20 protein-coding genes are annotated in these 19,183 nt (G+C 71.3%); 10 read left to right on the top strand and 10 right to left on the bottom strand.

Going from position 1 to position 19,183, the window contains the following annotated elements; all coding sequences use genetic code 11:
• Window positions 1-54 precede the first annotated feature (54 nt).
• Entirely contained in the window at window positions 55-525 is a 471-nt protein-coding gene (locus tag AC07AG_RS34015; RefSeq protein ID WP_478760633.1) for a GNAT family N-acetyltransferase, read from the bottom strand.
• 12 nt (window positions 526-537) lie between these two features.
• Window positions 538-1,308 (bottom strand): IclR family transcriptional regulator, encoded by a 771-nt coding sequence (locus tag AC07AG_RS34010; RefSeq protein ID WP_160504308.1) that lies wholly within the window; start codon window positions 1,306-1,308, stop codon window positions 538-540.
• 136 nt (window positions 1,309-1,444) lie between these two features.
• Between AC07AG_RS34010 and AC07AG_RS34005 the strand changes: the two genes are divergently transcribed.
• Together AC07AG_RS34005 and AC07AG_RS34000 are read left to right on the top strand one after the other, a co-directional pair.
• Window positions 1,445-2,974, top strand: a complete 1,530-nt coding sequence (locus AC07AG_RS34005) for an aldehyde dehydrogenase (NADP(+)) (protein ID WP_478760104.1) — start codon at window positions 1,445-1,447, stop codon at window positions 2,972-2,974.
• A 5-nt stretch (window positions 2,975-2,979) separates the two neighbouring features.
• Window positions 2,980-3,588 (top strand): DUF1349 domain-containing protein, encoded by a 609-nt coding sequence (locus tag AC07AG_RS34000; RefSeq protein ID WP_478760103.1) that lies wholly within the window; start codon window positions 2,980-2,982, stop codon window positions 3,586-3,588.
• 127 nt (window positions 3,589-3,715) lie between these two features.
• Here AC07AG_RS34000 and AC07AG_RS33995 read toward each other — a convergent pair whose 3' ends face one another.
• Window positions 3,716-4,993 carry an MFS transporter gene (locus AC07AG_RS33995; protein WP_478760631.1) on the bottom strand — a complete coding sequence of 426 codons (1,278 nt, stop codon included), beginning with the start codon at window positions 4,991-4,993 and terminating at the stop codon, window positions 3,716-3,718.
• A 206-nt stretch (window positions 4,994-5,199) separates the two neighbouring features.
• On the opposite strand from AC07AG_RS33995, the gene AC07AG_RS33990 reads away from it, so the two are divergent.
• From AC07AG_RS33990 to AC07AG_RS33965, 6 genes are all read left to right on the top strand, one after another.
• Complete coding sequence (locus AC07AG_RS33990) at window positions 5,200-6,213, top strand: GlxA family transcriptional regulator (RefSeq protein WP_478760102.1); 1,014 nt, start codon at window positions 5,200-5,202, stop codon at window positions 6,211-6,213.
• A 35-nt stretch (window positions 6,214-6,248) separates the two neighbouring features.
• Window positions 6,249-6,752 (top strand): N-acetyltransferase family protein, encoded by a 504-nt coding sequence (locus AC07AG_RS33985; protein ID WP_478760101.1) that lies wholly within the window; start codon window positions 6,249-6,251, stop codon window positions 6,750-6,752.
• A 77-nt stretch (window positions 6,753-6,829) separates the two neighbouring features.
• On the top strand, window positions 6,830-7,561 hold the full coding sequence (locus AC07AG_RS33980) for a DsbA family oxidoreductase (protein WP_478760099.1): 732 nt from the start codon (window positions 6,830-6,832) through the stop codon (window positions 7,559-7,561).
• Window positions 7,562-7,631: 70 nt separating this feature from the next.
• Window positions 7,632-8,678: an aminotransferase class V-fold PLP-dependent enzyme gene (locus AC07AG_RS33975; protein WP_478760097.1), complete on the top strand. Its 1,047-nt coding sequence runs from the start codon at window positions 7,632-7,634 to the stop codon at window positions 8,676-8,678.
• An 84-nt stretch (window positions 8,679-8,762) separates the two neighbouring features.
• Entirely contained in the window at window positions 8,763-9,359 is a 597-nt protein-coding gene (locus AC07AG_RS33970; protein WP_478760629.1) for a sigma-70 family RNA polymerase sigma factor, read from the top strand.
• On the top strand, window positions 9,359-10,375 hold the full coding sequence (locus AC07AG_RS33965) for a maleylpyruvate isomerase N-terminal domain-containing protein (RefSeq protein ID WP_478760096.1): 1,017 nt from the start codon (window positions 9,359-9,361) through the stop codon (window positions 10,373-10,375). The genes AC07AG_RS33970 and AC07AG_RS33965 overlap by 1 nt, the downstream gene beginning before the upstream one ends.
• Before the next feature lie 100 nt (window positions 10,376-10,475).
• Here the strand turns inward: AC07AG_RS33965 and AC07AG_RS33960 are convergent, their stop codons facing one another.
• Window positions 10,476-10,952, bottom strand: a complete 477-nt coding sequence (locus AC07AG_RS33960) for a MarR family winged helix-turn-helix transcriptional regulator (protein ID WP_478760095.1) — start codon at window positions 10,950-10,952, stop codon at window positions 10,476-10,478.
• Between the two features lie 197 nt (window positions 10,953-11,149).
• Between AC07AG_RS33960 and AC07AG_RS33955 the strand changes: the two genes are divergently transcribed.
• Window positions 11,150-12,217: an alkene reductase gene (locus AC07AG_RS33955; protein WP_478760093.1), complete on the top strand. Its 1,068-nt coding sequence runs from the start codon at window positions 11,150-11,152 to the stop codon at window positions 12,215-12,217.
• A 53-nt stretch (window positions 12,218-12,270) separates the two neighbouring features.
• Here the strand turns inward: AC07AG_RS33955 and thpD are convergent, their stop codons facing one another.
• The 6 genes from thpD to AC07AG_RS33925 form a co-directional block, all read right to left on the bottom strand.
• Window positions 12,271-13,170 carry an ectoine hydroxylase gene (gene thpD, locus AC07AG_RS33950; protein ID WP_478760091.1) on the bottom strand — a complete coding sequence of 300 codons (900 nt, stop codon included), beginning with the start codon at window positions 13,168-13,170 and terminating at the stop codon, window positions 12,271-12,273.
• Between the two features lie 123 nt (window positions 13,171-13,293).
• Complete coding sequence (locus AC07AG_RS33945; RefSeq protein ID WP_249590689.1) at window positions 13,294-13,698, bottom strand: ectoine synthase; 405 nt, start codon at window positions 13,696-13,698, stop codon at window positions 13,294-13,296.
• 96 nt (window positions 13,699-13,794) lie between these two features.
• A complete protein-coding gene (gene ectB, locus AC07AG_RS33940; protein ID WP_249590690.1) occupies window positions 13,795-15,066 on the bottom strand; it encodes a diaminobutyrate--2-oxoglutarate transaminase in 1,272 nt (423 codons plus the stop codon).
• A gap of 73 nt (window positions 15,067-15,139) precedes the next feature.
• Window positions 15,140-15,733 carry a diaminobutyrate acetyltransferase gene (gene ectA / locus AC07AG_RS33935; protein ID WP_478760088.1) on the bottom strand — a complete coding sequence of 198 codons (594 nt, stop codon included), beginning with the start codon at window positions 15,731-15,733 and terminating at the stop codon, window positions 15,140-15,142.
• 332 nt (window positions 15,734-16,065) lie between these two features.
• Window positions 16,066-16,590, bottom strand: a complete 525-nt coding sequence (locus AC07AG_RS33930; protein WP_478760087.1) for a DinB family protein — start codon at window positions 16,588-16,590, stop codon at window positions 16,066-16,068.
• A gap of 106 nt (window positions 16,591-16,696) precedes the next feature.
• Window positions 16,697-17,833 carry a pyridoxal-phosphate-dependent aminotransferase family protein gene (locus AC07AG_RS33925; RefSeq protein WP_478760085.1) on the bottom strand — a complete coding sequence of 379 codons (1,137 nt, stop codon included), beginning with the start codon at window positions 17,831-17,833 and terminating at the stop codon, window positions 16,697-16,699.
• Window positions 17,834-17,888: 55 nt separating this feature from the next.
• Here AC07AG_RS33925 and AC07AG_RS33920 point away from each other — a divergent pair, with 55 nt between their 5' ends.
• A complete protein-coding gene (locus tag AC07AG_RS33920; protein WP_478760083.1) occupies window positions 17,889-18,986 on the top strand; it encodes an amidohydrolase family protein in 1,098 nt (365 codons plus the stop codon).
• Window positions 18,987-19,183: the final 197 nt, after the last annotated feature.

Genomic DNA, 19,183 nt, shown 5'->3' with positions numbered 1-19,183 from the left:
GACGAACTCGGCGAAGCCGGTGATGACGGCGCCCAAGACCCGGTTGCTGGGCTCCTACGCCAGCACCAGCACAGCCTCGTCGATCTCCTCGCCCCGCGCATGCGCGAAGCCCCGCTCGGCGGCGGTGACCCGGAAGCCGCATTTTTCGAGGACCCGCAGGGAGCCCGCGTTGTCCGCGGCCGCCCGCGCGTACAGCGGGCGTTCCTCCACCTCCGCAAGCAGACCCCGCAAGGCGGCCGTGGCGAGCCCCCGGCCCCAGTAATAGCGGTCGATCCAGTACGTGACCTCGCGTTCGCCCGGCTTCCCGTACACCGCCGCGCTGCCCACCACGTCACCGTCCGCGAGGACCGTCCGCACGACCACGTCGGCCGACTCCCGAAGCCCCTTCCAGTGGCCCTCGAAGAGCGTCCAGTCCGCCGTCTTGGGCGAGGTGAACGCGGCGACGCGGTTCGACTCGGGGTCGTTCATCTGCCGGTAGAACACCGGGAGATCGCTGTCGTGGACGGGGCGGAGGCTGACATCCATGGTGGCCATGGCTCAGAGCCTACGAGTCGCCAGTGTCAGCCGGTCCCGCGCGTCGAACAACGCGTCCTTCACCATCTGCTCGTGCGCGGGCGTCAGCCGCGCCACCGGCACGGAGCAGCTGATCGCGTCCCGCGCGGGCGTGCGGTACGGGATGGCCACGCCGAAGCAGCGCAGGCCCAGCGTGTTCTCCTCGCGGTCCACCGCGAAGCCCTGCTCACGGACCGTGCGCAGCTCCTCGATCAGCTTCTCGCGGTCGGTGATCGTGTGCTCGGTCAGCGCGGGCAGGGTCTCCGGGAGCATCTTGCGGACCTGCTCGTCGGTGTGGGTGGCGAGCAGCGCCTTGCCCAGGGACGTCGAGTGCGCGGGGAGGCGGCGGCCCACCCGCGTGAAGGGGCGCAGGTAGTGCTGCGACTGGCGCGTGGCGAGGTAGACGACGTTCGTGCCGTCCAGGCGCGCCAGGTGGATCGTCTCCGTGGTGTCGTCCGAGAGGCGGTCGAGCGTCGGACGCGCCGCCGCCACGACCTCGTCGCCGTCGATGTACGAGGTGCCGACCAGCAGGGCCCGCACCCCGATCCCGTACCGCGTGCCTGTCGCGTCCGTCTCCACCCAGCCCAGCTCCACCAACGTACGCAGGAGCATGTAGAGGCTGGACTTGGGGTACCCGACGGCTTCCTGGACGGCGGCCAAGGAGTGCATTCCGGGGCGTCCCGCGAAGTATTCGAGCAACTCCACCGTCCGCACCGCGGACTTGACCTGTGCCCCGCCAGTCTCGCCAGCCGACATCGCCCTTGACCCCTTAGTTCGACGAGAAATAGTCTCCGAAGTCTCCGCTATTCATCATCGGAGACAGCGTTCAGCATATCGAACAGCCCAGGTGGGTGGCAGCACATCTGTGGCATCACCTCTGGAGGAGCCCGCGGTGGCAGCAGCACCAGTCTGGAGTGTCGACCCCCGAACCGGGAAGCAGCGCGAACAGGTTGCGGTCGAGGCCACGGTCCAAGAGGTGGACCAGGCGGTGCGCGACGCGCTGGCCGCCCAGGACGCCCTCGCGGACCGCACCGTACGCGCCGCGTTCCTGCGCTCGGCGGCCGAACTGCTCGACGCGGCGAAGGACCACCTGGTGGAGGCCGCGGACGCGGAGACCGCGCTCGGTCCCGTCCGGCTCACCGGTGAACTCGCCCGCACCTGCTACCAGTTGCGGGCCTTCGCGGACGTGGTCGACGAGGGCGGGTTCCTCGGCGTCGTCATCGACCACCCCGACAGCAGCGCGACGCCGCCCATCCCGGACCTGCGGCGCTACAAGATCCCGCTGGGCGTCGTGGCCGTCTACTCCGCGTCCAACTTCCCCTTCGCCTTCTCCGTCCCCGGCGGCGATACCGCGAGCGCGCTCGCCGCGGGCTGCCCCGTGGTCGTCAAGGCGCACCCGGACCACCCGGCCACCTCCGAGCTGGTGGCGGCGACGCTGCGCAGGGCCGCGGCCCGGCACGACATCCCCGAGGGCGTCATCGGCCTCGTGCACGGCTTCGACGCGGGCGTGGAGCTCGTGCGGCACCCGCTCGTCTCGGGCGCGGGCTTCACCGGCTCGATCCGCGGCGGCCGTGCCCTCTTCGACGCGGCGGCGGCCCGCCCCGTGCCGATCCCCTTCCACGGCGAGCTCGGCTCCCTCAACCCGGTCGTCGTGACCGAGGCCGCGGCGGTCGAGCGCGCCGAGGAGATCGGAACGGGCCTGGCGGGCTCGATGACGCTCGGCGTCGGCCAGTTCTGCGTCAAGCCCGGCCTGGTCTTCGCGCCGGCCGGTGCGGGCGGCGACCGCTTCGTCAAGTCCCTGACGGAGGCGGTCAGCGACACCGAGGCCGGGGTGCTCCTCGACCACCGGATGCGGGACAACTTCGTGGCGGGCGTGCGGGAGCGGGGCGAACTGCCGGACGTGGACGCGCCGGTGACACCGGGCGCGGGCAGCGAGCACACGGTCAGCGCTGGCTTCCTCACCGTCCCGGCGGCGAAGCTCGCCGAGGAGGGCGAGCACGACCTGCTCCTGGAGGAGTGCTTCGGCCCGGTGACGGTCGTCGCGCGCTACGAGAGCGAGGCGGAGATCACGAACGTGCTCACCCGCCTCCCCGGCAACCTCACGGCCACGGTGCAGCTGTCGGCCGAGGAGGCCGCGGGCGAGGGCGGCGGTGCGGCGCTGATCGCCGAGCTGACGCCGCTGGCCGGGCGCGTGCTGGTCAACGGGTGGCCGACCGGGGTCGCGGTGGCGCCCGCGCAGCACCACGGCGGTCCGTACCCGGCGACGACGTCCACCTCGACCTCCGTGGGCGGTACGGCGATCGAGCGCTGGCTGCGTCCCGTCGCGTACCAGAACACCCCCGCCGCGCTGCTCCCGCCCGAGCTGCGGGACGACAACCCCCTGGGGCTGCCGCGTCGCTACGACGGGCGCCTGGAACACTGACGCCCATGGACGTCAACATCCCCGAACTGCCCTTCTCCCTGCGCACGTACGGCCCCGACGGCAACTGGTCGTACGAGGACGGGGTGCTCACCGGCTGGGCGGGCGCCCGGCAGGACCGCTTCGTGCCGCCGACGGGCGAGGCGCTCGACCCGGCGTCGGACGCGCCCCGGCTCCTCGGTGCGCCCGAGGGTGACTTCCAGCTGATCGCGCGGGTGACGGTCGGTTTCGCGGCGGCGTTCGACGCGGGCGTGCTGTACCTGCACGTGGGCGACCGGGAGTGGGCGAAGCTCTGCCTGGAGCGGTCGCCGGACGAGGCGACGGTCTGCACGGTCGTCACCCGCGGCCGCTCCGACGACTCGAACGCCTTCGTGGTGGACGGCAGCAGCGTCTGGCTCCGGATCAGCCGCACGGGCTCGGCGTTCGCGTTCCACGCCTCACCGGACGGGAAGCAGTGGACGTTCGTCCGGATCTTCTCGCTGGGCGAGGAGAAGACGGCGGGCGCGGCCCTGGTGGGCTTCATGGCGCAGTCGCCGGTGGGGGAGGGGTGCGTGGTGACGTACGACGGGATCGAGTTCCGCCCGAACTGGCCCCGGGGCCTCAGGGACGGGTCCTAGTACACCGATCCCCGACCCGCGACCCGCGACTCTCGACAAGATGTCCTCAAACGCCGGACGGGCTGGATGGTTCCAGCCCGTCCGGCGTTTGAGGGCGAACTCGGCGGAGGCCGGTGATCAGCGGCAGTCAACGCCCCCGCCGCAGCCCCAGCGTCGCCACCCCCGAAACCGTCAGCAGCCCCGCGGCGATCAGCAGACTCACCCGCATCCCCGAGACGAAGTCTCCCGCCACAAGCCCCCCGAAGGCCGCGATCCCCAGCCCCCCGGCCACCTGCCGCGCCGAGTTGAGGACCCCGGCGGCGAGGCCCGCCCGGTCGGCGGGGACCGCCTCCATCATCGCCGCGGTGAGCGGCGGGATCGTCAGGGCGCAGCCCAGTGCCAGCGGCACCATGAGGAACGCCAGGGCGAGCGCGGGCGTCGACGCGTCCGTGAAGAGCAGTGCGAGCAGCCCCAGTACGGCCAGCGACTGCCCCGCCAGCATCGGCGTCCGTGGGCCCACCCGCGCCGCCAGCTTCCCCGCGAAGACGTTCGTCACCGCGATGAGCCCCGTCATCGGCAGGAACATCAGCCCGGCCCACAGCGCCGAACGCCCCTGCACCTCCTGGAAGAAGAGGCTGAAGACGAAGACGAGACCGTAGAAGGCGACGCTGCACGCGGCCCCGGCCGCGACGGTGATCGCGACCGTTCGTTCGCGGAAGAGCGTCAGCGGCACCACCGGATGCGCCTGCCGTGCCTCCGTACGCAGGAACGCCGCACCCGTCGCCACCGCGACGGCCAGGGCGATCAGGCCTGTCGTGCCTCCCTCGATGACCGCGAACGTCACTGCCGTCAGGGTCAGGACCGCGAGCAACTGGCCCGGCACGTCCAGCGGCGCAGGCCGCCGCTCGGAGCGCGGCGCCCGCAGCAGGAGCACCAACGCCACCGCCCCCAGGGGTACGTTGATGAAGAAGATGGCGCTCCAGTCCCACGCCGTGGTCAGCGCACCGCCCGCGACCGGGCCGAGCGCCACCGCCACCGAACCGCCCGCCGCCCACATCGCCACCGCACGCGCCCGCTTGGCCGCGTCCGAGTACGCCTGGCGCACGAGGGAGAGCGAGGCGGGCAGGACCACCGCCGCCGCCGCGCCCTGCACCACCCGCGCGCCGATCAGGACCGGCAGCGAAGGCGCGAGGCCGCACGCCACCGAGGCGGCCGTGAACACCGCGATGCCGATCGCGTACGCCCGGGTCGCGCCGATCCGGTCGGAGAGCGCGCCGGTGGAGAGCATCAGGGCGGCGAAGGCGAGGGTGTAGGCGTCCACGACCCACTGGAGCCCGGACATGCCGCCGCCCAGGGAGTCACCGATCGCGGGCAGCGCCACGTTCACGACGGAGGCGTCGAGCGTGATCAGGGCGAAGCCGAGCATGGCGGCGGTGAGTGTGAGGCCGGGGGAGGTGCGGTCGGGCGAGGTACGGCCCTTGTGGGGCGCGCCCGGAGCCGGGACCGGCTGCGCCAAGTGCCCCGGTTCGCGGGAGCCTTCGGTGAGGGAGTTCGTTGCCATGTCCATGAGTCTGCTGACCAGGGCACGGCTACAGTAGTGGCCTGAATGCCATACCTCCGGAGGTTCTGGCCATGCCCCGCCCGCAGTCCGCCCACCCCTCCCACCGGCCGCACCGCGTCGCCGTCATCGCGCCCTCACCTGTGTCGATGTTCAACCTCGCGATCCCCGAGATGCTCTTCGACAAGGTCGAGGTGGCGGGCGGACCCGGCTACGAGGTGGTCGTCTGCACCCCGCGGCCCGGCACCATCGCCACCACCGGCGGGCTCAGCCTCCAGGTGGAGCACGGTCTCGACGCCGTGCGCGAGGCCGACACCCTCCTCGTCGCGGGCACCGGACACCGCTACGCACCCGACCCGCGGACCGTCGCGGCCGTCCGCGAGGCCGCCGACGCGGGCCGGCGCATCGCCTCCATCTGCAGCGGCGCCTTCGTGCTGGCGGAGGCGGGACTGCTCGACGGGCGCAGCGCGACCACGTACTGGCAGCTCGCCGAGGAACTGCGCAGCCGCTATCCGTCGCTCGACCTCAAGGGAGACGTCCTCTACGTGGAGGACGGGCAGGTCATGACGTCCTCCGGGTACGCCGCGGGGATCGACCTGTGCCTGCACATCATCCGCACCGATTACGGAGCGGCCGTCGCCAACGAAGTGGCCAGGGCCGCGCTCGTCGCCCCCGTGCGCCCCGGCGGTCAGACCCAGTTCACCCAGACCCCGCTGCCGCCCGAGCGCGGCAACGCCTGCGCCGACACCCGGGGCTGGGCCATGCGCCACCTCGACGAGCCGCTCACGCTCACCGACCTCGCCCGGCAGGCGGGCGTCAGCGTGCGCACCCTCACCCGGCGCTTCCACGCCGAGAGCGGTGTGAGCCCGCTGCAGTGGCTCCTCCACCAGCGCATCGAGCGGGCCAAGGAGCTCCTGGAGACGACCTCGCTCTCCATGGACCAGGTGGCGCGGGCCTGCGGGCTCGGCACCGCCGACTCGCTCCGCGGCCACCTGGTGCGCCGCACCGGGCTCACGCCGAGCGCCTACCGCGCCCAGTTCAGCCGCCTTGGAACCCAAAGCTCCCGGAACGCGTCTGTCGCAGCGTGATCCACTCAGCACTCCCCACGACGATGCGGACCGTGATGCCGACCGTCATACGCACCGCCCTCACCGCCGACGCCCCGGCCCTCGCGGCCCTGCACGCCCGCGCCCGCGCCACGTACTACCCCGAGGGGCTGCCGGACGAAGGCGTCGACGGCACGGCGATGTGGCGGGGTGCCATAGAGCGCCGTGACGGGCACGTGCTGTGCGCGGTCCGCGAGGGCCGGATCGTGGGCGTCGCGTCGTTCCGTACGCCCGAGGGCGAGGCGGCGGACACCGTGGCGCTCTTCCAGTTCCACGTCGATCCCGGCCACTGGCGCGCGGGGGTCGGCGCGGCCCTGCACGCCGCGTGCGTGGAGGAGTGGCGGGCCGACGGCATCCGGACGGCCACTCTGGACGTCCACCGGGAGAACCAGCGAGCCCAGGCCTTCTACGCCCGCCACGGATGGCGGCCCGCCGAGCCGGGAGAGGGCGCGGGCACCCACGTGCGCATGCGCCTGGCCGTGACGGCCGACGGGGCGGCCGACGGGACCGCCGGGGAATGAGCGTGGCAGGTCGTACGTTGTTCAACTGACCGGAGGGATCCTCCGGACTACCGTTCGACCTGAAGAGAGCTAGTCACATGCGCGTCGAGATCTGGAGCGACATCGCCTGCCCCTGGTGCTACGTGGGCAAGGCCCGCTTCGAGAAGGCACTCGCCGCCTTCCCGCACCGCGACGACGTCGAGGTGGTGCACCGCTCCTTCGAGCTCGACCCCTCGCGCGCCAAGGGCGACAGCGGGCTCGTGATCCCGATGCTCGCCAAGAAGTACGGCATGAGCGAGGAGCAGGCCCAGGAGGCCGAGCGGAACCTCGGCGTGAACGCCGCCTCCGAAGGCCTCGACTACCTCACCGATGGCCGCGACCACGGCAGCACCTTCGACATGCACCGCCTCCTTCACTTCGCCAAGGACCAGGGCCGCCAGGACGCGCTGCTCGGGCTCCTCTACCGGGCCAACTTCGCCGAGGAGCGCTCCGTCTTCGACGACGACGAGCGCCTCGTGGAGCTCGCGGTCGCGGCCGGTCTCGACGCGGACGGGGCCCGCGCGGTCCTCGCCGACCCGTCCCGCTACGCCGACGACGTACGCACCGACGAGCGCGAGGCGGCCGAACTCGGCGCGAACGGCGTGCCGTTCTTCGTCCTCGACCGCAAGTACGGCGTCTCCGGCGCACAGCCCGCCGACGTCTTCACGCAGGCCCTGGAGCAGGCGTGGGGCAGCCGCTCGCCGCTCACCACCCTCGCGGACGGCGGCGACGGCGACGCCTGCGGTCCTGACGGCTGCGCGGTCCCGCAGGCCGCGGGCGACGACGCTTAGGCGCCGTTGAACGGCCGCCTCCCCCCACGGGCGGTGGACGTGGGTGTGCCGGGGCGCGAGAGTTGATCCCATGGGGATCATCAACGGCGCCGAGTTCGCGCCCACGTCGACGTACCTGAACACCGCGAGCTGCGGCCTGCTGCCCGCACGCGCCGTCGAGGCCATCCGGAGTCTCGCGGCCGAGAACGGCGCGGGCAGACACGGCGGCTCGGGCGACTTCGGGATCGTGCAGGCCGCCCGCGAGTCCTTCGCGCGGCTCGTCGGCGTGCCGCACGCGCGCGTGGCCAACGGCGGCTCGGTCGCCGTCCACGCCGGCCTGATCGCCGCCGCGCAGCGGCCGGGGGCCGAAGTCCTCTTCCCCGAGGGGGACTTCAGCTCGATCATCAACCCCTTCGTGGTCCGCGGCGACCTCAAGATCCGCTTCGCGCCGCTCGATGACCTCGCCGAGGCGATCCGCCCCACCACGGCGCTCGTCGTGTACTCCGTCGTGCAGTCGGCCGACGGCCGTCTCGCCGACGACACAGCGGTACGGGAGGCCGCCGCCGCCCACGGCGCCCGCACCCTCAACGACGCGACGCAGGCGGCGGGCTGGCTGCCCTTCGACGCGAGTCTGTACGACTACACCGTCACCGGCGCCTTCAAGTGGCTGCTCTGCCCGCGCGGCACGTCGTTCCTGACGGTGAGCGAGGAGGCGCAGGAGTCCCTCGTCCCGCTGCACGGCGGCTGGCTCGCGTCGGCGGACTCCTGGAACTCCACGTACGGCCCGCTCTCGGAACTGGCCCCCGACGCCCGCCGCTACGACGAACCCCCCGCGTTCCTCGCGTACCACGGAGCGGCGGCCTCCCTCGCCCACCTGGAGGAGACCGGCATCGAAGCGGTCCACGCCCATGACACGGCGCTCGCGGCCCGCTACCGCGCGGGACTCGCCGAGCTCGGTCACGCGCCGGTGCCCGGCACGTCGCCCATCGTGTCCGTCCCCGGACTCGCCGACAGGGAGCCCGAGTTGAGCCGAGCAGGGATCTTCGCCTCCGCACGGGCGGGACACCTGCGAGCCTCGTTCCATCTGTACAACACGGAGGCGGACGTGGACCGGATCCTCGACGTGCTCTCCGGCTGAACCCTGGCGCGCCGGGCGGCGGGGCACTAGGAAGGCAGGACGGGGTGGCCTCACGAGGCGGTGGTGTCAGTGGCTCAGCAGCCCATGGGGGACGCCGACCTGCACCGGCGCCTGGTGTACGGCGACGAGACGGCTCTCGCCGAGGTCTACGACACGTACGGCCCCCTCGTGCACCGCGTCGCGGCTCGCGTCACCCGCAGCCCCGCCGCCGCGGAGGACGTCGCCCAGGAGGTCTTCGCCCATCTGTGGTCAAGGCCCTGCGCGTTCGACGCGCGGCGGGGCAGTCTGCGCACCTGGCTGTGCATGCTGGCGCATCGGCGGGCGGTGGACTGGGTACGCGGGGAGGAGCGCCACCGCAAGGCCGCCCATGCCGACGACACGACCCTGCACACGATCCCCACCCCGGATCCGCCCCCGGAAGACGTGGTCATGGCACGAGAACGTTCCCTGCTCCTGCACTCCGCGCTCGCGCGGCTCCCGCTCCCGCAGCGCCAGGTGGTGCACCTGGCGTACTTCGCGGGCTGCACCTACCGCCAGGCGGCGCTGGAACTGGGCATCCCCGAGGGAACGGCGAAGACCCGCTTGCGGGCGGCCCTGCGCAGACTGGCGGAAGCCCTGACCGAATCACCCGACCCACCCGACCCGGCACTTGCCGACGCTCCAGGCGAAAGAGGCGCGTGATGACCACGGATCACGAAGCCGTACGTGAACTTCTCGGGGCCTGGGCCGTCGGCGCGCTCATGCCGGGCGACGAGCGTACGGTCGCCCCGCATCTGGCCGGCTGCGATCGGTGCGCGGCGGAGGCGGGGCGCCTGCGGGCGACGGTCCGGGACCTGGACGGCCCGCCCCTGGCCGACAGCGGGCCCGCTCCCGCCGAGCGGGGCCTCGCCCTCGCCCTGCGCACCCGCCCGGCGGCTTCCCGTACGGCTGCGCACGCCGCGCCGTACGCTGCCGCCGTGGCCGGACTCCAGGCGCTCCTGGGCGAGTTGGCGGAGCGTGAACCCTGGGGAACCCCGGTCGTGCACGACTGGGACGTCCACGACACGGTGGCGCACCTGCTGGCCGCGGACGAGCCGCTTGCCGTGCGCCTGGGCCTGCGGGTGCCCTCGGCGTGGGACGGGGTGGACGGGACGCCGTGGCGGGTGGCGTGGGCGGCGCGTACGGAAGAGGTGCTGGCCCGGGAGCGGGTGCGGACCCCGGTGGAGACGATCGCGTCCTGGCGGAACCAGGCGACCGCGCTCCTGTCGTCCCCGGAGGCACGCGACCCCGAACTGGCCGGACGGGCCACGACGTTGATGGGCGCCCGGCTTCCGCTCGCCGACCACTTCCTGGTCCGGGCCTTCGAGGCGTGGGTGCACACGGACGACATCGGCAGGGCCCTGGACATCCCGGTCCCGCCGCCGCGCACCGCCCACCTGTGGCAGCTGGTGCGCCTGGCCGTACGGATCCTGGAGCTGGCCATGGGCTCGAAGGCGCCGGACGTCGCGCTGACCGTCGCGGGGGAGGGCGGCGAGGTGTCGTGGATCCTGGGCGGCGGGGCGGAGCCGGTGAGCGCGGAGCTGGTCCTTGACCCGGTGGACTTCTGCCTGCTCATGGGCGGCAGGGTGGACCCTGCGGTCGTCCCCAGGGGAATCTCCGGCAGCGAGTCCGCCGCGGCTCAGGTCCTGACCCGGGCTGCGTCCCTGGCCTGGCTCTGACCCCGCGGTTCTCCCCGCGGGAACAGGCCTTCCCTCCCACCCGCCCGATCACCCCGCGGCCTTGCCAGCCACGAACAGGCTCTCCCTCCCACCCGCCCGATCACCCCGCGGCCTCCCCGCACAAGTTCGCCTCCACCCGGCCCAGCAGCCGCGCCAACTCCGCCCGGTCGGTCTCGTCGAGGCCCGCCAGTGTCTGGTCCTCCAGCTCGCCCCACGCCACCTCCACATCCGTCAGGAGCCCGCAGCTCGCGTCCGTGGCCTCCACGAGGACCGCGCGGCGGTCGTCCGGGTCCGGCCTGCGCAGCACGTGTCCGGCCTGCTCGAGGCGCTGCAGCATCACCGTGACCGTCGACGGATCCAGGCCGACGGCCTTGATGATCTCCGATTGCCGCGCGGGGCCCTTGTCCCACAGGAACATCATCACGAACTCCTGACCGGGGTAGAGCCCGACCTCCTTCAGCACCTTGCCCGCCGCGTTGCGGTGCAGCCGGGCCACCCGGCTCACCAGGTGGCTGACGGGTCCCCGCCGTTTCGCGGTGGGGAGCTCGGTACAGGCGGGTTCGGCCGAGGCTTTCATCGGTGCTCCTGAAGAGTGGTGGTGAGGGGGGGTGGTGAAGGGCGGTGGTGAGGGCCGGTGGTGAGGGCCGGTGGTGAGGGGCCGTGGTGTTCGGGGTCCTGGCTCCTCCAGATTAGCTTGGCCGACCAAGGAATGAGTTAGGGTGGCGATCGGTTCAATTGATTGGCCGACCAATAACTTCACCCTGGGGGCACCTGATGACCACCGCGTTCGACTCCCTCGACCTCTCCGGCACCCTGCTCGGCAACCGCATAGCCATGGCCCCGATGACCCGCAGCCGCGCCGGCGCGGGCGCCACCGCCACGGAGCTCACCGCGGAGTACTACGCCCAGCGCGCATCCGCAGGCCTGATCATCACCGAGGGCATCCAGCCCTCCGCCGTCGGCCAGGGGTACCCGGACACCCCGGGCCTGCACTCCGCCGAACAGGTCGAGTCCTGGCGCAAGGTCACCGCCGCCGTCCACGCGGCGGGCGGCAGGATCTTCGCGCAGATCATGCACGCGGGCCGCATCGGCCACCCCGTGCTGCTCCCCGACGGCCTGGTGAACGTGGCCCCCTCGGCCGTCGCGGCCAAGGGTCAGGTGTACACGGCCGATGGCCCGAAGGACTTCGTCACGCCCCGTGAGCTGACCGGCGACGAGATCCGTGCCACCATCGGCGACTTCGTGGCCGCGGCCCGCAACGCGATCGACGCGGGCTTCGACGGGGTCGAACTCCACGGCGCCAACGGCTACTTGATCCACCAGTTCCTGGCCCCCGGCTCCAACCGCCGCACCGACGAATGGGGCGGCACCCCGGAGAACCGCATCCGCTTCGCGGTCGAGACCGCAAGGGCGGTCTCCGCCGAGATCGGCGCCGCCCGCACCGGCCTGCGCCTCTCGCCCGGCAACCCCTTCAACGACATCTCTGAGCCCCGGGCCGAGCTGGAGGCGACGTACACCTCTCTGGTCAAGGAGCTGAGCGCCCTGGACCTGGCGTACCTGCACGTCATGGAGGTGGGCCCGATCCGCGACCTGTCGACCACCCTGCGCGCGAGCTTCAACGGCCCGTTCATCCTGAACCCGGCGACCGAGGGCCCCACCGGGGCCGACGCGCTCGCGCTGGTCGAGGACGGCACCGCGGACATCGTCGCGTTCGGCGCGCTGTTCCTCGCCAACCCCGACCTGCCGGCCCGCCTCAAGGCCGAAGGCCCGTACAACACGCCTGACACGTCGACGTTCTACGGCGGCACGGAGAAGGGCTACACGGACTACCCGGCGCTGTGACCAAGTTTGGCCCGGCACCCCCAGGTGCCGGGCCAACTCTCCTACGAGACTGCTTACTTCACCGGAGTGAAGTCCCGAGCCCCAATGTAATCCGGCCGCCGGATCGGCGCCGCGAACGGCTCCACCGCCGTGTTCTCCACACTGTTGAACACGATGAAGACGTTGCTGCGCGGGAACGGCGTGATGTTGTCCCCCGAACCGTGCATGGCATTGCAGTCGAACCAGGTCGCGGAGCCGGCCTCACCGGTGAAGAGCCGGATGCCGTAATCCGATGCGAGGCTGGTCAGCGTCCCGTCCGAGGGAATGCCCGCGTCCTGCATCTGCAGGGACCGCTTGTAGTTGTCCTTCGGCGTCGCGCCTTCACAGCCGAGGAACGTCTTGTGCGACCCCGGCATGATCATGAGGCCGCCGTTGGTGTCGTGATTCTTGGTGAGCGCGATGGAGACCGAGACAGTCCGCATGTTCGCGAGGCCGTCCTCTGCGTGCCAGGTCTCGAAGTCCGAGTGCCAGTAGAACCCCGAGGCACCGAAACCGGGCTTCACGTTGATCCGTGACTGGTGGATGTACACGTCGGAGCCCAGGATCTGCCGGGCCCGACCCACCACCCTCGGATCGGCGGCGAGCTTCGCGAACAGCTCGCTGATTTTGTGCACCTCAAAGATGGTGCGAATTTCCTGGGAACGCGGCTCCACGATGGACCGGTCGTCCGCCCGCATCGTGGGGTCATCGATCAACCGCTCGAGCTCGGCGTGGTAGACGCTCACCTCGTCGGGCGTGATGAGCTGGTCGATCGCCAGGAATCCGTCCCGTTCGAACCCCGCCAGTTCTTCGGCCACGATGGGCCCCGGCGTACCCGGCTCGGACCACACGACGGGGTCCTTGCGCTCGATGAGGACCTCTTCGGTGCCTCTCGTCGGGTACAGGTCGGCGGTGCGTTCGGGTGCGGTGGTCATGGTGTTGCCTGCCTCTCCTCTCGTACGGCCCTTTCCGGGATGTACACCCCCGCCGCCCAGAGGAAGAGGGCGGCGGGGGAGATTCAGGGAGCGTGCTTCAGCCCTGCGGTGCGGTGCCGGGGATCAGGCCGGCTCCGGCTCCGTGAGCAGCGGGTACACGCCGTTCTCGTCGTGGTCCTCACGGCCGGTGACGGGCGGGTTGAAGACACAGATGCAGTGGAAGTCCTCCTTGATCCGCATCGTGTGCTTCTCGTTCCCGTCGAGCAGGTACATCGTCCCCGGCGTGATCGTGTACTTCTTGCCGGTCGTGTCGTCGGTCAGCTCGGCCTCACCCTTGGTGCACACGACGGCCTCGATGTGGTTGGCGTACCACATCGACGTCTCCGTACCCGCGTACAGGATGGTCTCGTGGACCGAGAAGCCCACTCGCTCCTTGGCGAGGACGATGCGCTTGCTCTCCCAGGTGCCCGAAGCGGCCTTCACGTGCCGGTCGGTGCCTTCAATGTCCTTGAACGAACGGACGATCACGGTGACTTGGTTCCTTTTCTCTTACGGGGGTGAAGACGCGGCCCGAGGGCCGTCCCGGCGGCGCTTGCGCACCGACGGAACGGCTTCCCGCACCGCTCAGGCGGTCTCGCGCACCGCGCGGGCCAGCGTGCGCAGACCTTCGTCCAGCTCGTCGGCGGTGATCGTCAGCGCCGGAAGGAGCTTGACGACCTCGCTCTCGGGGCCGGAGGTCTCGATGAGCAGGCCGAGTTCGAAGGCCCGCTTGGCGATGGCGCCCGCGCGCTCCTTGTCCAGGAACTCCATGCCCCAGACCAGGCCGCGGCCGCGGTACTCCTTGATGGCGCCCGGGTTCTCGTCGACGATCGCCTTGAACGCCTCCTCGACCTGCTCGCCGCGGGCGCGGGTCTGCTTCTCCATGGCCGGGCCGTCGGACCAGTAGGTCTCCAGGGCGGCGGCGGCCGTGACGAAGGCGGGGTTGTTGCCGCGGAAGGTGCCGTTGTGCTCGCCCGGCTCCCAGATGTCCAGCTCGGGCTTGAACAGCGTCAGCGCCATCGGCAGGCCGTAGCCGCTGATGGACTTGGACACCGTCACGATGTCCGGCGTGATGCCCGCCTCCTCGAAGGAGAAGAACGCGCCGGTGCGGCCGCAGCCCATCTGGATGTCGTCGACGATCAGGAGCATGTCCCAGCGCTCGCACACGTCGGCGAGCTTGCGGAGCCACTCGGCGCGGGCGACGTTGATGCCGCCCTCGCCCTGGACCGTCTCGACGATCACGGCGGCGGGCTGGTTGAGGCCGGAGCCCTGGTCCTCGAGCAGACGCTCGAACCAGACGAAGTCGGGGGTCGTGCCCTCGAGGTAGCGGTCGAAGGGCATCGGCGTGCCGTGCACCAGCGGGATGCCGGCGCCGGCGCGCTTGAAGGCGTTGCCGGTCACCGCGAGGGAGCCGAGCGACATGCCGTGGAAGGCGTTCGTGAACGACACGATCGACTCGCGGCCCTTGACCTTGCGGGCCAGCTTCAGCGCGGACTCGACCGCGTTGGTGCCCGTCGGGCCCGGGAACATGACCTTGTACGGCAGGTCACGCGGGCGCAGGATGATGTTCTGGAACGACTCCAGGAACGCGCGCTTGGCGGTCGTCGACATGTCGAGTCCATGGACGACGCTGTCGCGCTCCAGGTAGTCGATCAGGGCGCGTTTGAGGACCGGGTTGTTGTGGCCGTAGTTGAGCGAGCCGGCCCCGGCGAAGAAGTCGAGGTACGAGTGGCCGTCCTCGTCGAACATGCGGCTGCCCTGCGCACGGTCGAAGATGGTGGGCCAACCGCGGCAGTAGCTGCGCACCTCCGACTCCAGGGTCTCGAAGACGCTCAGGTCGGGCTGGGTGATGGTCACAGCAGATCTCCTGGGAGATGGAAAGACTTGGGAGGTGGGGGGTGACAGGTGGTTCGTGGGGGAAGGGCGGAACTCAGCCGACTGGCTCGACCGGCTCGATCTGCGCGGCTTTCCCGGTCTCGGTGATCGGCTCTATGAGGAACAGGACCTCGGGCAGGTGCCCCTCCTCGGGGAACAGCCCCGCGTCGAAGAGCACCGTGCGCTCGACCGACGCGCCGTGGCGCTGTGCGTATGAGGTGAAGAGCCGCTCGGACGCGGTGTTGTCCGGCGTGATGGTCGTCTCGACCGAGACCAGCTCCCGGTCGGCGGCGACCTTGGCGGTGAGACCGTCGAGCAGCGCACCGGCGAGGCCGCGGCCTCGGTGCGCCTGGTCGACGGCCACCTGCCAGACCACCAGGGTGCGTGGCCGCTCGGGCCGGATGTAGCCGGTGATGAACCCAGCGGGCTCACCGTCAGCGTCCCTGGCCACCACGGAGGTCGCCGCGAAGTCGCGGCACCACAGCAGGTAGCTGTACGAGGAGTTGAGGTCCAACACCTTCGAGTCGCGGGCGATCCGCCAGATCGCGGCGCCGTCGGCGACGTCGGGGGTGTCGAGGCGCAACCCCTCGGGCATTTCCAGGGAATTCGCTTGCAGGTCGGTCGGTAGATCGGCTTGTGCAGCGGTCATGCGGATTGAATTTACCGAGCAATTTCTTTAATTGCATCGGCGGGAGGGGTTACGTAAGAGCGCCGCATGTGTTATCACGCGGGGGTGCGCGCCCGCAGGAATCCCCGGCGATATGGCCTGATTTGCTGGGGTCATAGGCCGCATAACGGGCGTGATGTGGAGTACGTCACAGAACCGTAACTCCCACGAAGCCTGTCCGAATTGTGAGACTTAGTGCTGACGAAACCTTAGTGTTTAGGTCTCGGGAAAGCGGGCAGAAGAATACGGGAAGCTGTGCTGATAAAGTGGATAAAGAAGCGGTGAGAATGCGTCCGTGAATTTACGTAGAGTATTTACGGCCCCGTCAACCCGTCGATTCCCTCCCTGAGGAGATCGGCGTGACCGTTGTGCCGCGCGTACTCCTCGATGAGGTGGACCAGGATCCAGCGCAGGCTGACCTCGGCGCCGCCCGTCACGGCCGTCTCCCGCTCGCTCAGCCGCCCGACGTCGTCCAGCGGACGTCCCTCGCACAGCTCCCGGCTCACCGACACCTCGCGCCGCCACACCGCCAGGGCCTGGTCGAACGACCGCTCCGGGTCAAGGGTGAAGCCCGCCGGATCCCCGTCGTACACCGAAGGCACGTCCCGCCCGGCGAGCACGCGCTGGAACCAGTTCCGCTCCACCTCGGCCAGATGCTGCACGAGACCGAGCAGCGTCAGCGACGAGGACGGGACCGACGCGATACGGGTCTGTGCGTCATCGAGCCCGGAACACTTGACCGCCAGGGTCCCGCGATGGAAGTCGAGCCAGTCCGCCAGCATGGCGGGCTCGCCCGCCGTCGGGTCGGGCACAGGGCGGCCGTCCTGGAGCGTGGGCATGGCCGTCACGCTGCCATGCCCACGCTCCCGGACGTCGGCTGTTCGCTGTGAGCTTGGTGTGGCCCAAAGCCGCATGAACTCGGGGCCATCGGGAAGACGGGGGCGCCTACTGCCAGGCGGCCGTCACCGCACGCCGTGCCGCTTCGAGGTCGACCGTGAGACCGGCCTCGCCCATCGCGGCACCCAGGGCGGCGAGCGAGGCGTGCACGACGCCGCGGGTCGCGTCAGGGCCGTAGTGGTTCACCCGGATCATCTCCTTGGCCAGCGCACCGCCACCGGCGACCAGCGGAAGCACCGGGTCGGCCGCCAGCGCCTTGGCGACGAGCAGCGAGGCGTCGACGCCCTCCGGGGCCCGCAGCGTCGTGGCGACCGGAGCGGCGTCCCGCGCCTCATGGACGTACGGCGTGAGGCCGCCGCCCAGGGCGATCGCGCCCGCGCGGGTCGCCGCGGCGGCGGTGGCGTGCCGCGCCATCAGGGCGTCGGGCCCCTCCGCCTCGATGCGCTCCACGCACGCTTCCAGGGCGAGCATCTCCAGCTGGGCCGGTGCGTGCAGCAGCGCCTTGCGCCCGCCGTCGATCCACCGCTCCTTCCAGTCGAGGAGGGAGAGGTAGGAGCGGCGGGGCGCCTGCGGGTTGGCGGCGAGGCGGGCCCAGGCCCGCTCGCTGACGGAGACGGCCGAGACGCCCGCGGGGCCGCCCATCGCCTTCTGCGCGCCGATCACGCACAGGTCCACGCCCCACGCGTCGGGAAGCAGCGGCTCGGCGGCCACCGATGCGACGGCGTCGAGCATGAAGAGCGCGCCGTGCTCGCGCACGACCTCACCGATCTCGGCGACGGGATTGGTGTTGCCGGTCGCGGCCTCCGCGTGGACGAGCGAGACGAAGTCGATCTCGGGGTGCGCGGCGAGCGCCTCGCGGACCTGCTCCGCCGTCACGGCGGTGTGGAAGGGGACGGCCAGGTCGACGACGGTCGCACCGCAGTCGCGCAGCCAGTTCCCGAAGGTCTGCCCGTAGGGCCCGGTGATGACGTTCAGCGCGGTCGTGCCGGGCTGCGCCGCACCCCGGATACAGCCCTCCAGGGGGAGCAGCGCCTCGCCCTGCATGATCACGACGTCCTGCGAGGTGGAGAGCAGCCCGGCGACGCGCTCCTCGATGGAGGCGAAGTGCTGGGGGCTCAAGGGGGCCAGGTCAAGGAAAGGGTGCGTCGTCACGGTGCTGCTCACTTCGCTGCTCACTTCGCTCACGAGTTCGTTCGGGCTGCCGGACCGAGCGTACCGACAGGCTCCTAAGCTGCTGCACATGAGCGATCACAGCCATCACACGGTGCTGCACGTGAAGGGTCGGGTGCTGGTCGGCCCGGACGAGGTCCGGGACGAATTGTGGGTGGTCGGGGGCAGGGTGACGTACGACCGCCCGTCGGCGGCGCCGGACGTCACGCTCGACGGCTGGACGCTCCCCGGCCTGGTCGACGCGCACTGCCACGTGGGCCTGGACGCGCACGGCCCGGTGGACGCGGCCACGGCGGAGAAGCAGGCGCTGACCGACCGCGAGATCGGCGCGCTCCTGATCCGGGACGCGGGCTCACCCTCGGACACCCGCTGGATCGACGACCGCGAGGACCTCCCGAAGGTCATCAGGGCGGGCCGTCACATCGCGCGCACGCGCCGCTACATCCGCAACTACGCCCATGAGATCGAGCCTTCCGACCTCGTCGCGTACGTCGCCCAGGAGGCGAGGCGCGGCGACGGCTGGGTGAAGCTGGTCGGCGACTGGATCGACCGCGACGCGGGAGACCTGACGGCGTGCTGGCCCCGGGCGGAGGTGGAGGCGGCGATCGCCGAGGCGCACCGCCTGGGCGCGCGGGTCACGGCGCACTGCTTCGCCGAGGATTCCCTGCGGGACCTGGTGGAGGCAGGCATCGACTGCATCGAGCACGCCACGGGCCTGACCGAGGAGACCATTCCGCTCTTCGCGGAGCGGGGCGTCGCGATCGTCCCGACGCTGGTGAACATCGCGACGTTCCCGCAGCTTGCCGACGGCGGCGAGTCGAAGTTCCCGAAGTGGTCACGGCACATGCGCCGCCTGTACGAACGGCGCTACGACACGGTGCGGGCCGCGTACGACGCGGGGGTGCCGGTATACGCCGGCACGGACGCGGGAGGCTCGCTGGCCCACGGCCTTGTCGCCGCGGAGGTGGCCGAGCTGAGACTGGCGGGCATCCCGGCCCTGGACGCACTGTCGGCGACGACGTGGGGGGCGAGGTCCTGGCTGGGGCGGCCCGGGTTGGTGGAGGGAGCGCCGGCGGACCTGGTGGTGTACGGGGCCGATCCGCGGGAGGACGTGGGGGTGCTGGGGAATCCGCGGAGGGTGGTGCTGAACGGGAGGGTGGTGGGGTAGCCCTCACCGTCGGGCGTTCCTGAGGCACCGGGTGACAACCGCGCCGGACGCATCCGCCGCCGCGGTGCCTCATATTGACGGAGCGTTACGCGTGAGGCCCCTGTTTCGTTGCACATTATTCGGCCATGAGGCGGGCGGTAACCGATGTGTTCGAGCCAGGGAGTTGCTCGGGGGGCTGGTGGGAACGTCCGTGCCGG

This window comes from Streptomyces sp. NPDC044044 (assembly GCF_056434405.1).
The sequence above is the reverse complement of the archived record's forward strand: the minus strand, read 5'-3'. Positions and strand labels throughout refer to the sequence as shown.